The sequence below is a fragment of the Cupriavidus sp. GA3-3 genome, assembly GCF_000389805.1.
In the GTDB taxonomy this organism is placed as follows: domain Bacteria; phylum Pseudomonadota; class Gammaproteobacteria; order Burkholderiales; family Burkholderiaceae; genus Cupriavidus; species Cupriavidus necator_D.
This window is the reverse complement of sequence record NZ_KB944479.1, coordinates 212,917-231,238: the sequence shown is the minus strand read 5'-3', so window position 1 is coordinate 231,238 and position 18,322 is coordinate 212,917. Positions and strand designations below refer to the sequence as shown.

Below are 18,322 nucleotides of genomic sequence, written 5' to 3'. Positions count from 1 at the left end.
ATGAAATTCCACCACGTATCGCAAATACGAATCATTTTTACTTGTATTTTACTATTAGTTAATTTCAAGAATTTTCTTGAGGCTAGATATCGATGCAAGAGATCTTTGTACTCGCCCACGTCCCTACTGCCCCCGTCAACGAAGGGTTCTTGCCTGCCGCACGAGCACTAGGCCTATCCGTGGTCATGCTGACTGATTGCGCCGATGCCCATCGCGCTCACTTCGCTAGCGTAGGGCTGCCCGCCTACCCGGATGATATTGTTCCGTGCGATGTCTTTAATCCGCTGGCAGCCATCGATGCCATCACCAGACGAGGTGGCAAGCCCGGCGCAGTCTTTTCCAACAGTGATCATCTACAGACTGCGGCCGCGATCGTAGCAGACTACTTCGGACTGCCGGGTAAGGACTGGCGTGTCGCCTATGCCGCCAAGAACAAGGCAGAAATGCGTCGGCGACTGGCTGAGTCGGGCATTGATACCCTATGGCACGCAGTCGTCTGCGATACCACCGGCCTGGCTGCCCTCGCCGACGTGCCGATGCCCTGCATCGTCAAGCCGCGCGAAGGCGTGGCCAGCCAGCAGGTCAGCCTGGCGCGCAGCCATGCCGAATTGGCCGAGCATTGCGGCGCGATCTGGGCCCGGCACCCGGGCCAGGCGCTGCTGCTTGAGGAATACCTAGAGGGACCGCTGTACACGCTCGAGACGCTGGGGGATGGCAAGGAGATCCGCGCGCTGGGCGGCTTCCGCGTGAGGCTATCACCGCCGCCGTACTTCGTAGAACTGGAAGCAGTATGGGACACCGGCCTGCCCGCTTCGGTCGAGGCCGAGGTCCTGGACACCATCCGCCGCTTCGGCATCGGCTTCGGCGCCTGCCACACGGAATACGTGCTGACCCCGAAAGGCCCGCGGCTCATCGAGATCAACTACCGCAGCATCGGCGATTACCGCGAGTTCCTGTTGTCCGACACGCTGCAGTTCCCGCTGTTCGAGCAGGTCCTGCGCCTGCACCTCGGCGAGGCGCTGCCGGCGCTCGAGGTACCGAAGCGGGCGGCCTGGATCCGCTATTTCACGGCACAGGCGGAAGGCACGCTGCGGCATGCGCCCGCCCACAGCCAGCATGAAGGCGAAGGCGTGCGCCTGACCTACCAGCCCCTGCGCAAGGTGGGCGACGCCATCCAGCTGACGAACTCCAACAAGGATTACCTGGGTGTGCTGCGCGGCAGCGGCCCGGACACCACGGGTCTGGCCGCCGCGGTGGAGCTGGCCAGCAGCAAGCTCGCATGGGAGATCGCACAATGACCGCGCGCCTGCCTGACCAACCGGACCTGTCCGTCGCGGGGCCCGATCCGGATGCCGCCTATATTTGCATCCGTGTCGTCGACACCTTGCTGCGCGAAGATGTCCGCGCGTGCGCCAGCCGCGGCGAGCTGCACGGTGCCGATGCCGTACCGGCCGCCACTGCGCATGGCTTCGACGCCAGCCAGCAGTGGCTGCGCGTGGCGCACCTTGGCGCCGGCACGCTCTGGATCCCGGTCAAGCCCACCCGCTACATGCAGGAATGGCGCCTGGCCCGCCCGCCGCTATTGCGCGAAGTGGCCGGCGCATTCTCCGCGCTGAATGACGTCGACACCATCCTGGCAGCATTTGCCGGCGACCTTGATGCCGCAGAAGCACGACTGTTCAACGCTTACGGCGACGAATGCCGTGAGGCAGTCGAGCACCGCAAGGCGGCGATGGCCGAACGCGCGCGTTGGTTCGCGCAGCCGGACAGCGCAGCCGGCCACGCGCTGCCGGCGTGGGACCAGCGCATGCTGCACTACGACCGCATTGCGGGCTTCCTCGACCATCCCTACTACCCCACTGCGCGTGCCAAGCTTGGCTTTGCCGCCAGCGATCTCGCCCACTACGCGCCGGAATTCCAGCCGACATTCGCGCTGAACTGGCTGGCGGTGCCGCGCGAGCGCCATCATCCCAGCGGCGGCACGCTGCCGCCGAACTGGCCGGATTTTGCCGATGTCGGCCTCGATCCCGCGCTCGGTCGGTCGCATGCGCTGGTGCCCGTGCATCCGTTCGTGTGGCAGCATCACCTGGACGGCTTCATGGCGGAAGCCGGGCTCGACGGCCACGTCATCCGCGCTCCGCGCGCATACCTGCGCGTGTCGCCCACCCTGTCGGTGCGCTCGCTGATTCTGCTCGATGCACCCGATTGGCACGTCAAGCTGCCGCTCACGATCCGCACCCTGGGCGCCAAGAATATCCGCACCATCAAGCCCAGCACCATCGGCGACGGGCACCGCATCCAGTCGCTGCTTGGCGATATCGTCCGGCGTGAACCGGGCCTCAACGGACGGGTGCTGTTCACCGATGAAGCCAACGGCGCCCATGTGGACCAGCGCCCGTTCCTGGGCTACATCCTGCGCCGCTACCCCGAACAGCAACTGTCGCACGCCACGGTGGTGTCGGTGGCCGGCCTGCTGGCGGACGCCGCCGGCGGCCTGTGCGTGGCCGAGGAACTCGCCGGCCGCTACCACGGCGGCGATCTCGATGCCTGGTTTGACGCCTACCTGGCGCTCACGCTGCAGCTGCACCTGACGCTGTGGCTGCGCTACGGCATTGCCCTGGAGTCGAACCAGCAGAATTCGATGCTGGTCTATGGCGACGATGGCTTGCGCCTGCTGCTCAAAGACAACGATGCCGCACGCATCGACCGCGGCACGCTCGCGCGCCGCTGGCCGGCACTGGCGGCCCGTCTCGACGGGCTGGAGGACCAGCGCATCGGCGTGACCGATGTGCTGCCGCTGGCGCAGATGTTCGTCACCATCACGCTGCAGCTCAACATTGCAGCCCTGGTGGAAGGCCTCGCGCAGCGTCGCGGCACCGATCCCGCCGCGGGTTACGCGCGCGTGCGGCGCCATGTGGAGGCCGTGCTTGCCGACCTAGCCGCCGCCGGCGAAGACAGCGCCTTCGCGCGCCAGGTGCTGCTCGACGACGACCGCCTGCACCTCAAGTACCTGCTGACCGCGGCGTCGCTGGTGGAGAAGGCACAGACCGGCGCAACCGACGTCAACAAGTTCTACGGCAAGCGCGCGCCCAACTTCCTCCGGGTGGCTTCATGAGTCCCGGCACGCGACAGGTGGTCGCGGTGGTCATGTTGTGCCATTTCATCGCCGCCTTCGCGGCGTTGGGCATGCCGCCGTTCTTCGCGCTGATCCTGCAGCGATCACTGCATAACGACGTGCCGTGGCTTGCAGGCGCATTCTACGTGGTGCCGACGCTGCTGGCAGCGGTCTCGGCGCCATGGTGGGGCCAGCTCGCGGACCGCTTCGGCAAGAAGCCGCTGCTGATGCGAGCGCAACTGGGCCTGGCGGCAAGCTTCCTGTTTGCCAGCTACGCGACCAACTCGTTTACCTTCCTGGCGGCGCTCGTGCTGCAGGGCGTGCTGGGCGGCACCTTCTCGGCATCCAATGCCTACCTGGCAACTGTCGCCAGCGGCACCACGCTCACACGCAGCCTGACGGCGATGCAGTGGTCGGCGCGCGCCGCGCTGGTGGCGGCGCCCGCCTGCCTCGGCCTGTGGATGGGGGCGGAGTCGCCAATCGTGCTGTACCGCTGGCTGGCGTTGCTGCCGCTGGTCGCCGCGGCACTGATCGCATGGTTGCCCGCGGGCGAGGCCGCCAGCGCCGCAAAGCGTCCGGCTGCACGCGCCGCCGGCACAACCGCCGCGGCACCAGCCACGCCCCGGCAGATCTACGTGCTGCAGTTCGCGTTCGTGTTTGCCACCGTCGTGACGTTCCCGTATTTCATCCCCGACATGCAGCAGCGCATGCCTGCCATATCCGCGGCGACGGCCGGGCTGCTGTTCGGCCTGCCACACCTAGTGTACCTGGCCGCAGCACCGCTGCTGTCACGGCGGCTGGGGCTGACCCCGTCACTGGGGCTGCTCGCCACCGCCTACGGCACGCTGGTGATCACCCTGCTGGCACAGGCGGCGCCGCTCGGCCTGCCGGCGCTGGTGGCCTGGCGCCTGCTGATGGGCACCGCCATGACGGTCGGCTTCATCGCGCTGCATGCGCTGGTGGCAAGCGTCGTGCACGCAGGCAACGCCGGCCGGACCTTCGGCTGGTTCGAAAGCAGTTCGAAATGGGGTGGCGTTGTGGCCGGGCTTGCCGCCGGTGCGGCAGTCAGCCTGTCCGGCCAGCGTGCGCCTTACCTCTTTGGCGCCGCGCTGCTTGCGCCGGCCGTCGCTTACCTGATCCTTACCGCCAGACAGCGGATGAGCACACTCTGATCGCTCCCGAGAACGAGGTCACAAGACAATGCAAGTGCAAACCAAGATGGAAGCTACCGGCGCGCGCCGCCTGCTGGCGGAACTGGCTGCCGCGCGTCGCTGCCAGGAAACGCTGTTGAACTGCTACTGCCGCGAGGTCGCGGCGCCCGCCGGCCAGCTGCGCGTCGGCCCGCCCGCCGGGCAGAATGACTGGCCCGCGACGATCGCCATGATGCTGCTGCGCGAGCCGGCCCAGGTTCTGGAAGTGCAGCTGCCGCATATCCACGACCGTCTGCTGGCCGTGGTCGGCGGTGCCTGGCTGACCGGCAACTACCGCTATCTGTCGCCGATGTTCCACAAGGCCGAGAACAAGCCGTGGGCACTGCTCGACTGGGAAGCGCTGGCCGCGCTGCTGTTGCGCGAAATGGCGCAGCAGCACGAGCTGCCGCCCAATATTGAGCTGATGGAGCAGATCCGCAATAGCGTCGCCGTCAGCACGGAAGTGCTGTCCGTGCCGGTGCCCGCCACGATCCCGGCCGATTCGGTGGAGGCCTATATCGATTCCGAGCAATCGCTGACCTTCGGCCATCCGTTCCACCCCACGCCGAAGAGCCGGCAAGGCTTCTCCGATGATGACCTGCTGCGCTACTCGCCGGAGCTGCGCACCCGCTTTCCGCTGGCGTGGTTCGCGGTGCCGCGCGATGACATCGCGCAGCAGTCCCTGCTCGACGCCAGCTGCGACCAGCTGATCGCGGCGAATGCCCCGGCAGTATCCGCCGATCGCGTGGCGGTGCCGGTCCACCCCTGGCAGTCGGACTACCTGCGCGAGCATCCGCTGGTGCGCGATGCGCTGGCGAGCGGCCGCATGCAGGACCTGGGCACGCAGGGCGCGGACTTCTTTCCGACCTCGTCGATCCGGACCCTGTACCAGCCCGGCAATCCGTACTTCTACAAGCTGTCGCTGAACATCCGCATTACCAACTGCGTGCGCAAGAACGCCTGGTACGAGCTGGAGAGCGCCATGCACGTCAACCGCGTGCTGCGGCCGCTGCTGCCGGACCTTGGACGACTGTTCCCGGGCCTGGCGCTGATGGAGGAGCCGGCGTTCCTGTCGGTCGACCTCAGGGACGCCGATATCGAGAAGAATCGCCAGGTCATCGAAGGCTTCGGCCTGATCCTGCGCCAGAGCGTGGATACGCTGCGCACGCCTGACTGCGTGCCCCTGCTGGCTGGCTCACTGTTCGGCAACCATTACTACGGCGAAGCGCGCGTGCAGCGGCTCCTGACGGAGCTCGCCGCGCAGGCGGGGACGCCTGCGGATGTCACGACTGAACGCTGGTTCTCCGCCTATGTGTCGCAACTGCTCTATCCGGTCTTCCACCTCTTCTTCGCGCACGGCGTGATCTTCGAACCGCACCTGCAGAACGTGGTGCTCGGCCTGCGCCAGGGCCTGCCCGCGCAGCTCTTCCTGCGCGACTTCGAGGGGGTGAAGCTGACGCCCTCGCGCCATCCCGCGTCTTCCATGCCCGGGCTCAGCGAACGCGCGCAGGCGTCCTTGTGGTATGACGAAGAACAAGGCTGGAACCGCGTGGCCTATTGCCTGTTCGTCAACAACCTGTGCGAAGTCATCGCCCAGCTCGGTGCCGGCAGGCCGTCCATGACCACACGGCTATGGTCCGTGGTGCGCCATCATCTGCATACCTACCAGCATCGCTACGGCAATGCGGCCTCGGCCCGGCGCGTCAACGGACTGCTGGCCGGCAGCCCCTTCCCGGCCAAGACCAATTTCAGCAACCGCTTCTTCCAGCGCGCCGACCGCGCTTCCACCTACGTGCCTGTCACCAATCCCATTCCTTTTGCCGGCGTGGAGGCCGCATGGCAATGACCGCCCCCGAACTGCGCTGGACGCGCGTTGCCGCCCACCTGCACGACGTGCTTGCCGAGGCCAGCGCCCCACTTTGCACCTACGTCTACGACCTGGAGGCGCTGCGGCGCCACGCCGCGGCCACGGCGCGCAGCCTGCCGCCGGGTTTCGAGTTGTTCTACGCGATCAAGGCCAACTCCGACCTGCCGATCCTGCAGACGCTGGCGCCGCTCGCGCACGGCTTCGAAATCTCTTCCGGCGGCGAACTAGCCTGGGTGCGCGAGCACTTTGCCGAGGTGCCGCTGATCTTCAGCGGCCCCGGCAAGACCGATGCGGAACTGGCCAGCGCGCTCGATCTCGGCGTCGAGGCGCTGCATGTGGAAAGCCTGCATGAACTCGAACGGCTGGCCTGGCTCGCGCGCGAGCGCGGCGTCACCGCGCCGGTGCTGCTACGCGTCAACCTTGCCATCGAAGGCCTGCAGGCCACCACGCTGATGATGGGTGGCAAACCCACGCCGTTTGGCATCGCCGGCGACCAGTTGCCGGACTGCCTGGCGTGGCTGCGCGCGCATCCGGAGATCCGGGTGCGCGGCTTCCATTTTCACCTGATGTCGCACCAGCTCGACGCCGCCGCGCACCTGCGTCTGCTCGGCGCCTACCTGCAGCAGGTCAGGCGCTGGCGCGCGGAGTACGGGCTCGATGCGCTGGACCAGGTCAACGTCGGCGGCGGCGTTGGCGTCAACTACCGCGAGCCCGAACGGCAGTTCGACTGGGCAGCCTTTGCCGCAGGCCTCCCGGCGCTGTCGGCGCAGCGCGACGGGTTGGCCGTGCGCTTCGAATGCGGTCGCTATATCACGGCCTTCTGCGGCTACTACGCGATGGAAGTGATCGACGTGAAGCACGCCTTCGATCGCACCTTCGTGGTCGCCTGCGGCGGCACGCACCACTTCCGCACGCCGTACGCGCAGGGGCACAGCCACCCGTTCCGCGTGCTGCCGGTAGAATCGTGGCGCTATCCGTTTTCCCGCCCCGGCGTGCAGGACGCACGGGTCAGTGTGGTCGGGCAGCTCTGTACCCCGAAGGACATCCTCGCTCACGACGCGCCGGTGGCAAGGATACGCGCCGGCGACATGGTGGTGTTCCCATATGCCGGCGCCTACGCCTGGCACATCTCGCATCATGACTTCCTGCGCCACCCGCACCCGCACCACTGCTACCTGCCCGCGGAGGATGCCCATGCTGCAGCCTAACCGGCTGAAGGCCGCGCTCGCGGCCGGGCGCGATGTGTTCGGGCTGATCAACTCGCTGCCCTTGCCGCTGATGACAGAAATGATCGGCTACGCCGGCTTTGACTTCGTGATCCTGGACCTCGAACACGTCGGCGTGAACCCGCAAACGCTGGAAAACATGATCCGCGCCGCGGAATGCGCCGGCACCACCGCCCTGGTACGCGTGCCATGCGCGGCGCCGGACATCATCCTGCGCGTGCTGGATGCCGGCGCGCAAGGCATCGTGGTGCCGCACGTGCGCAGCCGGGCGGAGGCCGAGCTGGCAGTCGACAGCGCGCGCTATCACCCGCTCGGCACGCGCGGCATCACCGGGGGCCGGACCACCGGCTTCGGCACGCTAACGTTGCCGCAGTACTTCGAGCAGGCCAACCGTGAGCTGATGGTGGTGGCCATGATCGAGGACCGAGAGGGTGTCGATGCCATCGACGAGATCGTCGCCGTGCCGGGCATTGACATGGTGCTGGAAGGCGCCATCGACCTGTCGCAAAGCCTTGGTGTGCCCGCTGACGCGCAGCATCCTTCGGTGCAGGCAGCAATCCGGCGCATTGTGCAAGCCTGCCAAGCACGTGGCGTGCCGTTCTGTGCGATTCCGCGCGCTTCAGGGCAATGCAAACACTGGCGCGAACAGGGCGTCCACGCCTTCCTGCTCGGCGACGACCGCGCCACGGCGTTCCGGGCTATGAAGCAGTTGGTGGCGGGCTATCGGCGTGAAACCTGAGCGCCCGATTGGGCGCGCGTGCCGCACCAGCCTGGCCAGTAGCGCTGCCGCTGATGGTGAATAACTATTGGGTGCACTATGCTAATTGCTCCCGCGATATGGAGACGTTCATGCTAATGAACGTACCGCAGCCCAGTCACGCGCCACGCAGTCACCGTGGCTCCTCGCCTGCTTCAGACTGGTCAGAGAATCGCAATGCGGCTGCGCGCAATGACCCGGATGCACTACTGAAAATGCGATTGAGTCGCAGAGGCCTTCCACCGACGGAAGCGCGCCTGCTTGTCCTGAGAATCTTGCGCGACGACACTGAGGGCCACATGTCACCAGAGCAAATGTGTGGGGCCTTGGTCAAACAGGACTTCGCCACCACAGGCGTCTCCACTTTCAAATCGGCAAGCTACGACCTCAACATTGCAGGAGTGCTATCGCGTGTCATCGTGCCACTCAATAGCAATCGCACACAGGCCTTATACGAGACCTGCCGGTTTAGTTGGATGAACTCATCGATACCGAGGTCGTCGCGCACCTGCAGACCATGGCCGGAGCCGATTCGCGGCGCCCCGGCGCTGCCGGATCAGCGCAAGGTCCGATTCATTGAGCGTGTAGTGACGGATAAGTTCTTCGTCAGTGTCCGGAAATGAGAGCAGGCTCTTTCGCTCGGTGGTGGAAAGTACAGTACGATCGCCGGTACTATGTGATTGCGTCGGCGAGAATGGTCGTGAGCAGCAGCGTCTTGTCGGCCGCAGGCTCACCGGTCTTCAGGTGTTTGAAATGGCGGGTGAAGCCGGTCCACCCGTCGACCTCCATCAGCAGCTCCGTAATCTTGACGCGCGGCAGCATCAGCGCGGTCCGGTCAATCAGGGTCTGCGCTTCCATCGGGACGGCCGCATCGAGCGGCGAGATCTTCAGGCCCGACTGAGTGATGATCGCGTCCGGCAGCTTGTTGGCGGCGGCCAACCGGTTGACGGTTTCCAGCTTCATTTCCAGAAGCCGGCGCCGCTCATTCAGGTAGCAGTCGCAATCCGTGAAGATGGGCAGCGGCAGCAACCGGTTATCTCTGAGTGCGACGAACTTCTCGTCGGGCAGCAGGTACTCGTCGAAGTCCTTGAACTGTCGAGAACCCTGGACCCAGATGTCGCCGGAGCGGAGGCGGTTCCGGAGTTCGGACAGTGCGCACAGCTCATCTTTGCATTCCGCGAACTCAGTCGTGTCGTCCGCACGCGCTCCTGCTGAAGTACCTGAACGAGCCGTGAGAGAATGGGATCAACTCAGCCTTGTATAGCCCGTTGATGCGCATCACCTCGCCGCCTGGGCAGCCACTATGGCCCAAAGGCCGCCGTGCTGCAGAACGCCCGCGCAGCGTTGTAAACCAGGCAGGAAATGAACACCCGAGCTTGCTGAAAAGTCAGTTTTCCTCGGAGTGCCCTCGTTGCTCGGACGAACGGGCTCACGAAGTGGTCCGCCATTGATCGCGTAGTCCGGGGAAATCTCGGCGAGTGAGTCCATAGAACTGAGCAACAACTGCAGCCTCGCTTCCGAGCGACAATATTTCATTTGCTGCCCGGCGGGCGCGCATGATGCTGGAAAATCCCTCCAAGAATGCATGGACAGCGGCCGGATCAAAATGCGTGCCGCTTCCTGCCGAGATAATGGCTTTCGCAGCCATCTCCGTCATCGACGCGCGATAGCAGCGAGCCTCAGTCATCGCATCAAACGCATCCGCCACTGCAACGACACGTGCGGGCAAGGGGATGCTCTGGCCAGCGAGGCAGTCGGGGTATCCGCTGCCGTCAAAGTGCTCGTGGTGATGCCTGGCAATCACGGATGCATACTGATGCAATTCATGGAGACTACCGGTGAGCAGCTCGGCCCCAATCCCCGAATGCCGCTCCATAATGCGCCGTTCCTCAGGATCCAGCTTCCCCGGTTTGAGCAGCACATGATCCGGAATGGCCAACTTACCCAGGTCATGAACTGGCGTTGCAAGGCGGATGTATTCTTGGTCGACGACATCCAGCCCCATTATGCTGGCGAGGCAACTCGCAATGAGCGAAGTACGAATAAGATGGCCTGACGCGTCCGGATGGCGCATACAGCTTGCAAGCGTCAAGCTTGCAAGCGTGAGAATGGCTCGGTAATTCATCTTGTCTAGTTTTGCCAAATACTTTGTCTGGCAGTATTTCGGTACCCGTTATCTTCCGCATTTTACGCGTTCGTAGAGCAGGCACCTGCTACCCACCACTCGCATTGAGAAAGTGGAGTCTAGCAATGGAGGCTGTCAGTTACTAGTCATCTGCATGAGAATAGTATCGCTTCGTTCGCCGCACACTTGGCGCAACGTGTCGACACCGGCCCGCCAGCGATATGCGATTCGTCAGAATTCATTGGAGAAACCTCCATTAAAAGCAGTTCGCAGCGCGGACCCCTCGCGTTGCCGCTCCCAATCCAGCTGGGCACCGAATTCGGCCCGGGTGTCCGTGAGCCGACGCGCCGCTCGGCCAGTTGCCTACGGGCCTCCTGCAGGCGGACATCGGTCGCGGCATGGCGCGGCGTTCAGCTGACAGTGTTCCTGGAGTTCGGCAAGCTGCGCGCGGACGGCTTCCAGCGCGTGACAGCCGACGGCGCCTGCTGGGAGGCTTCGCATTCGGCTGCGGCCTGGTCGCGCGCGGTCTCAGCTGCGTGCGCCTGGTGGCGCGCTTCAGCGCGCAGGGCGGCGAGATCCGTGGCTGCGGCCGCCGAGGCAGCCTGCCAGTTGGCCAGCGCGGCTTCGGCGCGACTTGCAGCTGTTTCTCGATGGCACTTTGCATGCACGAAATGCATGACGCTCCAGACATCGCCCAAGTCAGCGCGTTGCCGCTTCGTCGGTCAGTGCATCCACCCGCTCGAGGTTCATGCGAATCACGGTCTCGGATGCAGCCAAGTCGCCACCAGTGCCGGACCCATAGGAGGTCAAGACCCGCCGCCACTCGGCCTCTCGGAAGGTCCGGAACGCGCGTGTAGCCTCATCAAAGGCGCGCACAGGATGCACGGATCGACTGCCCGGACTGATGGCTTCCAACTCCTCCAAATTCGCGCGCGCCAATTTTTCAGCAGCGGTTAGCTCGATCTCTGACTGCCGAATCGCGGCGGGAAAGCACTGGCGCTGCAGCGCCGTGGTGGCCTTGTCGCGGCATTGCCTGTACAGATCCATGGCCGTCTGCGCGGCGAATGCTGATTGCAGCACCGCACCTAGCAGTAATACCCCCACAAACACCAGGCGTCGCGGCCTCAGCGCGCGGCATGTCATCGTCATGATCGTTGCTCCACGCCCATCCTCGCTTTGCGAGCTGCCAAGATTCGCCATTGCGCTGCAGCGCATAATGGCGAATCCCGGTCGACTGTCGGGACTGCCCTTGGCTGTCATCGGCAGCCAACTGCATAACGGCGATGCCATCATCCACAGCCCATGCCGCCCAGCGCGCCTTCCACGAAATCGCGGGACAACCTGCGATCCAGCCGCGCGCCCGCCACGCCCCCGAACAGCGCGGGGTGGGCTCTGCTGCAATTACTCTTGCTCCAGGCCTGTGTGACCTGCTCGCCCGACAGGCCCCGCGTGGCCGCCAGGATGTTGGCCTAGTCGGCGCGCAACCACTGGTAGAGTCAGCTCGTCCTCGTCAGCCGCGACCGCGTCCTGCACCAGTGCCGAGTCGTAGGGGCTGGAGATGAACGTGTCGAAGATGGACACGATGATACTCGCCCAAAAGGCTTCACTTTCGTTCGCGCGCACGAGCGCGGAGGCGCTGCCGAGGAGGCGCGCATGCGCATCTACCGGAGCCGATCAACCTCCAGAATGCTCTTCGAAGAGCTAGATCGCGTGCTGTACGAGACGCCCCGGCGTGGTTCGACTTCGAGAAGGACTGCGCAAGGGGCCTCGCGTACGGGCTTTACTGATAAGACGCCGTGCCCGAACTTCGGCAGTGCACTGGGCACTGGCCTGACCGCCGGCGCGCGGCCGCGACGATTTCGTCTGCCATCTGCAAGAAAGCTTCAACTAGGTGTTCCCGCCCTTCGTGCGGTATGGCGCGCCGCGCGGGCCTAGACATTTGCGCATCGCGCGCAGGAGACTTCCGGCGCTGGGCGTGGTTGACCATGGCATGGCGGGGACCGTGTTGGCCGGCCGGGCGGCCTCAGTTGAACAAGGGGTCATGCCAAGATACAGCCCGTTCGCTATCATAAGCTTTGCGGTTATATTGAAAGAAAAGGACTACCTCATTTCGATATAAGCAAGGATTCGCTGACCACCCCCAATTGGCCCACCACCAAGTCGCTAGGGAGCGGAGAACGCCGCCCCGATTTGGCGTGCCCGTTTCACCTCGTCGCCGTGCAGATAGATTGAGGTCGTCGAGATGGACGCGTGCCGGAGATTGTCCCGGACCGTCGTCAATTCCGCGCCGCGCGCCAGCGCATGGGTCGCATGGGTGTGGCGCATCCAGTGTGGGCTGGCCTGTCGCAGCTTCTCGGCGGCCATCGGATGGTCGGCTTGGATCAGGTCCGCCGCTTGCCTGAAGAAGCGCCGCAACACGGCCCACAGGCGCGTGCCGGTGATGCCGCCGGCCGGGTCCTGGCCGAGGCTGCCGATCAACGGAGCACGCGGGTCCCAGCGTGCTCGCGTGGCTGGCAGGCCGCGCTCCAACAGATAACGGTCGAGCGCTGCGCGCGCCAACGGCGGCAGCGCCACCTTGCCCGGCTTGGCGCCCTTGCCAACCAGATTGAGCCAGTGGTTGCCATGGGGATCAATTTCAATACGGCCAAGGGTCGCGCTGACGAGTTCGCTGGCGCGCAGGCCGGTCGCATAAGCGAAATCGAGCAGGAATCGCAGGCGCTGGGCCGCCGGCGCCTCCCACCCGTAGGACCACTCCAGTCCGTTGGCGAGCGTGCGCACCAGCAGCCATTCCCCTTCGGTGAACACGTGCGACGTATCCAGCGGCGCAGCCCGCGCGCTGCCGCGCACCTTGATGCCTGCAAACGGGTTGGCCAGCACGTACCGCTGCTGGATCAGCCAGCGGAACATTGCCCCGAGCACCGACAAGGCATAGGCCGTCGAGCGGGCCGACAGGCCCTGCGCAAACGGCCGCCACTCGGGCGAGGTGCGTGGCCGGGGCAGTCCCACCCAGCGCTTGTGGGGTGTCGGCCGGCGCAGGAACGTGCGATAGGCAATCGCGTCCTCGGTGGTCAGCGACGACAGCGGACGCTCGCGCTCGACGATCGCCCACAGGATCAGCCGCTCCGCTTCCTTGCGATAGGCCCGCTGGGTGGCCGGTGACTCATGCAACGCCAGCCAGGCCTGGACGGCCTCGTAGTCGTTGTCGGCATTGAGGGTGCAGGTTTGCCGCGGGGCGCGGAAGGTCCCGGACGAGCCGTCGACTTCGTTGGGCAGGCGCAGGTGCTCCCAGGGCACGATCACCCCGCGGTCCGCCGCGGCGATCAGCGCGCGGGCGCGCTCGGTGAGCGCAGGATGCTCGGCGAAGAAGGCTTCGATGCGCCGGGCGCTCGCTGGGCCCAGGCCAGGCACCGCCGTCCACCAGCGACGCCGGCGCGGAATACTCACGGTCAGGTCCGCCAGCGTCTCAATGCCGTGGGCGCGCAGCGCCGCCACGGCACGAGGCGGCAGCCACTCGCCGATGTCGTCGCCGACCTGCGGCTGCGGCGAGGGCAAGCGGCGCAGCCAGTCGACCGCTTGGTGGATGGCCTTCGCCCGCCCGACTCGCTCAGCCGCGCCGTGTGCGAACAAGGCGGCCAGGTCATGGCGCTGCCGGCGGCACGCGAAATCGGCCAACTGTCGCCGGATATGGCCGAGGATGCCGCGCGCGGACTGGCCGCTGGCCTTGCGCTCGCCCAGGTAGCGCACCACCGCGTCGCGGGCGGACAGCCCTTCGTACCAGGCGCGTAGCGCGGCCAGCGATGCCGCATCGGGGAAGTCAGGCGGCGCGGGATGGGTCTGGGGGGTGGCTGACAGCATTTTCATGTCTGCCAGTTTATTGCACCGATGCAGCTATTGCGATAAGAATAGTTATCGCAATAGCCACCTTTGTCAGCACGATTCGAACGATTCGCTCTTACTCGCTGCTGGCGTTCAGCGCCTTCATGACGTCCTCGGTGATGTCGATGCGCGGATTCACGTACACCGCTTCCTGTATGACCAGGTCGTAACCGCGCTGCTCGGCCAGCTGGCGAATCACCCGGTTGGCGCGCTTCGCCAGCCGGGCCAGCTCCTCGTTGTGTCGCCGCTGCAGGTCCTCTCGGAAGGCCTGCTGCTTGCGCTGGAGCTCGCGGTCCATCTCGGCCACCTCGTGCTGGCGGCGCTGCCACTCGGCATCAGACAGCGCGCCGGCGTCCGTGTCGAGTTGGGCGGCCAGGGCGCGGTTCTTACGGGCCATGCCCTGCAGTTCACGGTCGCGCTTATCAAACTCCTGCGCAAGCTTGTTTTGAGCCCGCTTGGCGGGCTGCGAGTCGCGCAGAAGCCGTTCGGAATTCACAGCGGCGATGCGCGCTGGCTGCGCCTGCGCCGGCGCTGTCGCGCACAGCGCGACAGCGGCCAACCCCGCGGCGGTCAGGGATTTGAGCAGTGGGGTTGACGTCTTCATGAACCGGAGCCTCTGTGAGCACGCCGTGGCAATCTGGAACCGCGAGCCTTGTCGCCGCCGATGGGAGCGCATCTCCTCTCTTCCCCATGGGAATTTTGTTTCGCCCAAAGTCAACTCGCCGGTAGAAAAGTCAGCCTGGACGCCCGCCTGCTAGGATCTTCCAAATCGCCCTTGTAGTACTTTCCATGCAAATGTGTCGGTCGCTGGCCCGCGAGGCCCTATCTGACAACGTCTATACGGGATCTCCCAAGAAGGCCAGATGGCTACAACCGGCTGATTTGAAAGAGAAATTCCGACCATGCCGCCAGATTTTAACGGAAAGATCACCCCGTTTTTTTCTTGCGCAGCTGCGCAGCATCGATGCGTGACGTGCTGGGCACGCACAAAAAGAAGCCGCCAGGTTTTGGCGGCTTGTCGGGAGTGCGTTGGAAGGGTCAATTAACTTCGACGCATGTCTGATCTTAAATCAATCGAATAGGTGATGTCACGCATCGAAAGGGCGTTCCCCTCCAGCGTGGAGTATGAGCCTGGAGAGCCACCGGCCTGCATATCGGCATGACCGTCGCCTACGTCGCCGACGACGATCTCACCCAGCCGCTGCGCCAGGTCCGTGGCTGCATGATTTGCCATTTTTGCCCTTATCCGAGAATAACGCCGTGAACTTAGCCCAAATCTTGAATGACATCAATCACACGCTTCCCGATCTCCAGTCCGGCCTGCTCAGCGGCCTCGCGCGTTAAATAACTGGCGAAATCGGCTTCCGGCCCGCACTCCCAATCGGTGTGGTCCGCGTTGCGTCCGATTGCCACGATGTAGCGCCACATCTGCTCGGGCGCCCCAACGTCGTCTGAGACTTGAACTTTGAAGGCGGTCGCGTGGACGTACATCCCCCGGTACTCCTCCACAATCCATCGCAATAGCTGCCCCATAGCTCACTCGGCGCAGGACCGCAGCATGATAACGGGCACTCCCTATTTCTTAGTGGCGTGATTGTGCCACTGGAGCGTCAACACTTGAACTAGGCTCAGTGAGGGTTCTCCAGCCGATCGACGTAATCCTGAGCCCACAGAATCGCATGCCCCTGTGCGTCCTCGTTTCTCTCGTAGAGCCCGAGCACCTCCGACTCCACGATGACGTGGCGATCTTTGGTCACGCGCCCCAGGGATGCAAATTCCCCGCTGCCTGCGGGTTTTGCGAATCCCTCGATAATGTATCCTCGATACTTCTCGATAGACATGGTTGGTCTCGTTCCAATCGACACCCGAGCGCGGGCCGTCGCTCATTGAACGGGCCCCGCAACAGCCTAGCACGCAGCGCAAGACACCTGCTTGGCAACCTTTCCTCGTTGGGCCTGGCGAACCAACGCTCGCCTCGCCAGCGAGCCGCGCCTCGGCCCAGCCAGTTTATGATTCTGTAATCCAGCGCCTTGACAGCAGCGCTACCCGTTACCGGCGAGGACACCTCGTTGCGTGGTGAGAGTGCTCCGCGCGAAGACCAGCAGCAAGCGCGCCTCCGATCAGCGCATGCACCGACATAGATGGCTCGGCCCTAGCCAACGGGCGTCGATGCGGATAACCGGTCCTTGAACAGCTGAAAACAATGGTCCGCCACCGGCTGGACCAGGGCACGTTTATCGTGCCGCCTGCGTGCGCGACGCTACTCCCTTCCGGCGCTGCTGGACTCAAGGTGGGCAAATGCTGTGTTCAAGCGCGACCTGTCGCAAGAATACCTTCCTAATACCCTTCGGCGGCCAGTTTTTCAAAAATCCTGGTGATCTTCCCCTCCAGCGTTGCCGCGGTAAACGGCTTGACCACATAACCATTGGCCCCCGCCTTTGCCGCCGCGATGATGTTCTCTTTCCTCGCCTCAGCTGTCACCATCAGCACCGGCAGCTTGGCCAGCGTCGGGTCACTGCGGATAGTCTGCAGCATAGTGAGGCCGTCCATATTGGGCATATTCCAATCTGAAATAACAAATTGGAATCGACCATCCCGAAGCTTCTCCAAGCCGATCGCGCCGTCCTCGGCTTCCTCGATATTCGAAAAGCCGAGCTCATTGAGCAGACTGCGGATGATCCGACGCATGGTAGGGAAGTCGTCGACCACTAAGATCTTGAGGCTTGTGTCCACGGTAATGACTCCAAAACAGCTGTGGATGCACTAATCCTAGTGCCTGTTACTCCACTAATTATGCAGGCTTGCGGCCGAACCTCGCTAGGCGCGCCAAAAAGCAATCTGACGCCCATGCCCTGACGCTCTACTGCGGTACCAATCCATGCATCCCGTCGTGAAGGCGACGTCGGCGCGTGGAACGGTACCGAGAGTTAGCCTGTCAAGCCAGCACGCCGCGCTTCCCAAGATGCGATCCACGCTTCCACTTCCCCGGCAGGCATCGGCCGACCAATGAAATAGCCCTGAGCCAGATTGCAGCCGCTCGCCCTCAGAAATTGCCAGTCCTGGACGTCCTCGACGCCTTCCGCCACGGTATGGATCCCCAATTCACGTGCCATCCCCAGCGTGGCCTCAAGAATCGTGCGTAGCGGTGGTTCCCTCCATGCTCCGTGGACGAAGCTCCCATCCAGCTTCATCTCATCGAAAGGGATATCCCGCAGCTGTGCCAGAGATGAATACCCAGTGCCAAAATCGTCGATGGAAAGCGAGATGCGCTTGAGCCGCAAACGCGTCAGCACATCCAATGACAGCATCGGTTCGGCCATTACCCGCGACTCCGTGATTTCTAGCACCAGGCGGGAAAGGGAGATCCCCGATTGGTCGGCTGTGTGTTCAATGAAGTCCGGGAGGTCCAGTGCAGTCAGGTTGTCCATGGATAGATTGACTGCTACCGACAACGGTATGCCTGCGTCTTGCCACAACCGTGCCTGACGTAACGCGCTTGTCAAGACCGAACGTGTTAGTTCGGCGATGAACCCGCCCTCTTCCGCCAACTCGATGAACTGCCCTGCGGCCACCAAGCCCGCACTGGAATGCTGCCAGCGCGCCAGCGCTTCCATACCCACCAGCGCCGCTGTTTGCAACGATACTTTGGGTTGGTAATAGTTGATGATCTCCCCGGTATCAATCGCGCGTCGCAGCTCTCCCGCTTGAAAGCGGCAACGCTGAGCAGTCGGACCGGTTTGAGCGGAGGCAAGTGGCTTGCCCAGCAGTTGCTCCTTCAGTTGGCTTGCCGAAGCGGGCTTGCGCAAGGCCCCGACGACATGCAGCCCTCGGATCCTGGCAAGCTTCTGGGCGCTCTGTATGACACGGGGATCCTCTCCGCTCACCAGCAGCAATCCCCCCGCATAGCCGGCTGCCACCAGATGCCGGACGAATTCAACGCCGTCCATATCCGGCATCTGCAAGTCGCTGAAAATTAAACCGATCGACCGCGATTCCTTCTCCAGCAGAGCCAGGGCCTCCGGCGCGCGCTCGAACGCGACAATGTCCCGAAAGCCCAGTTGCGTCAATTGACGAGTCAATAAATTGAGGACGAACGGATCGTCATCGACCACCAGCACTTTCATTCGTTCTATGTCGTTTTCCATGTTTATTAGGTCGATCCGCAC

The 18,322-nt window shown here is 64.0% G+C and carries 14 protein-coding genes and 3 pseudogenes; 6 read left to right on the top strand and 11 right to left on the bottom strand.

Features of this window, described 5'->3' with window-relative positions; all coding sequences use genetic code 11:
- Positions 1-92 precede the first annotated feature (92 nt).
- The 6 genes and pseudogenes from C265_RS16535 to C265_RS16510 all read left to right on the top strand — a co-directional run bounded on the left by C265_RS16535 (position 93) and on the right by C265_RS16510 (position 8,137).
- Positions 93-1,298, top strand: a complete 1,206-nt coding sequence (locus C265_RS16535) for an ATP-grasp domain-containing protein (RefSeq protein WP_037024451.1) — start codon at positions 93-95, stop codon at positions 1,296-1,298.
- Positions 1,280-3,115 carry an IucA/IucC family siderophore biosynthesis protein gene (locus C265_RS16530; protein WP_246840218.1) on the top strand — a complete coding sequence of 612 codons (1,836 nt, stop codon included), beginning with the start codon at positions 1,280-1,282 and terminating at the stop codon, positions 3,113-3,115. Before C265_RS16535 ends, C265_RS16530 begins: the two co-directional genes overlap by 19 nt.
- A pseudogene (locus tag C265_RS16525) lies at positions 3,103-4,287 on the top strand (MFS transporter); the annotation flags it as partial. The gene C265_RS16530 and the pseudogene C265_RS16525, both read left to right, overlap by 13 nt.
- 28 nt (positions 4,288-4,315) lie before the next feature.
- A complete protein-coding gene (locus C265_RS16520) occupies positions 4,316-6,151 on the top strand; it encodes an IucA/IucC family siderophore biosynthesis protein (RefSeq protein WP_010811957.1) in 1,836 nt (611 codons plus the stop codon).
- Positions 6,148-7,380, top strand: coding sequence for a type III PLP-dependent enzyme (locus tag C265_RS16515; protein WP_010811956.1), 1,233 nt, complete (start codon positions 6,148-6,150; stop codon positions 7,378-7,380). Before C265_RS16520 ends, C265_RS16515 begins: the two co-directional genes overlap by 4 nt.
- Positions 7,367-8,137, top strand: coding sequence for an HpcH/HpaI aldolase/citrate lyase family protein (locus C265_RS16510; protein WP_010811955.1), 771 nt, complete (start codon positions 7,367-7,369; stop codon positions 8,135-8,137). Before C265_RS16515 ends, C265_RS16510 begins: the two co-directional genes overlap by 14 nt.
- Positions 8,138-8,679: 542 nt before the next feature.
- Here C265_RS16510 and C265_RS33195 read toward each other — a convergent pair.
- The 11 genes and pseudogenes from C265_RS33195 to C265_RS16455 all read right to left on the bottom strand — a co-directional run.
- Positions 8,680-8,817, bottom strand: a pseudogene (locus C265_RS33195) (DUF4158 domain-containing protein); the annotation flags it as partial.
- A 16-nt stretch (positions 8,818-8,833) separates the two neighbouring features.
- Positions 8,834-9,319, bottom strand: a pseudogene (locus tag C265_RS16505) (Tn3 family transposase); the annotation flags it as partial.
- A 265-nt stretch (positions 9,320-9,584) separates the two neighbouring features.
- Complete coding sequence (locus tag C265_RS31535) at positions 9,585-10,280, bottom strand: HD-GYP domain-containing protein (RefSeq protein ID WP_010811953.1); 696 nt, start codon at positions 10,278-10,280, stop codon at positions 9,585-9,587.
- A gap of 410 nt (positions 10,281-10,690) precedes the next feature.
- Positions 10,691-10,957 (bottom strand): hypothetical protein, encoded by a 267-nt coding sequence (locus tag C265_RS16495; RefSeq protein ID WP_010811952.1) that lies wholly within the window; start codon positions 10,955-10,957, stop codon positions 10,691-10,693.
- A gap of 22 nt (positions 10,958-10,979) precedes the next feature.
- Positions 10,980-11,540: a lysozyme inhibitor LprI family protein gene (locus C265_RS16490; protein ID WP_246840217.1), complete on the bottom strand. Its 561-nt coding sequence runs from the start codon at positions 11,538-11,540 to the stop codon at positions 10,980-10,982.
- 903 nt (positions 11,541-12,443) lie between these two features.
- A complete protein-coding gene (locus tag C265_RS16480; protein WP_010811950.1) occupies positions 12,444-14,135 on the bottom strand; it encodes a site-specific integrase in 1,692 nt (563 codons plus the stop codon).
- A 97-nt stretch (positions 14,136-14,232) separates the two neighbouring features.
- Entirely contained in the window at positions 14,233-14,760 is a 528-nt protein-coding gene (locus C265_RS16475; RefSeq protein WP_010811949.1) for an OmpH family outer membrane protein, read from the bottom strand.
- 662 nt (positions 14,761-15,422) lie between these two features.
- Positions 15,423-15,647 carry a hypothetical protein gene (locus tag C265_RS16470; RefSeq protein ID WP_144062254.1) on the bottom strand — a complete coding sequence of 75 codons (225 nt, stop codon included), beginning with the start codon at positions 15,645-15,647 and terminating at the stop codon, positions 15,423-15,425.
- Between the two features lie 137 nt (positions 15,648-15,784).
- The gene (locus C265_RS16465; protein ID WP_010811947.1) at positions 15,785-15,997 is read right to left on the bottom strand and encodes a hypothetical protein; all 213 of its coding nucleotides are present in this window, start codon (positions 15,995-15,997) and stop codon (positions 15,785-15,787) included.
- Between the two features lie 496 nt (positions 15,998-16,493).
- Positions 16,494-16,889, bottom strand: a complete 396-nt coding sequence (cheY, locus tag C265_RS16460; protein WP_010811946.1) for a chemotaxis response regulator CheY — start codon at positions 16,887-16,889, stop codon at positions 16,494-16,496.
- A 194-nt stretch (positions 16,890-17,083) separates the two neighbouring features.
- Positions 17,084-18,301, bottom strand: a complete 1,218-nt coding sequence (locus tag C265_RS16455; RefSeq protein ID WP_201025230.1) for an EAL domain-containing protein — start codon at positions 18,299-18,301, stop codon at positions 17,084-17,086.
- Positions 18,302-18,322: the final 21 nt, after the last annotated feature.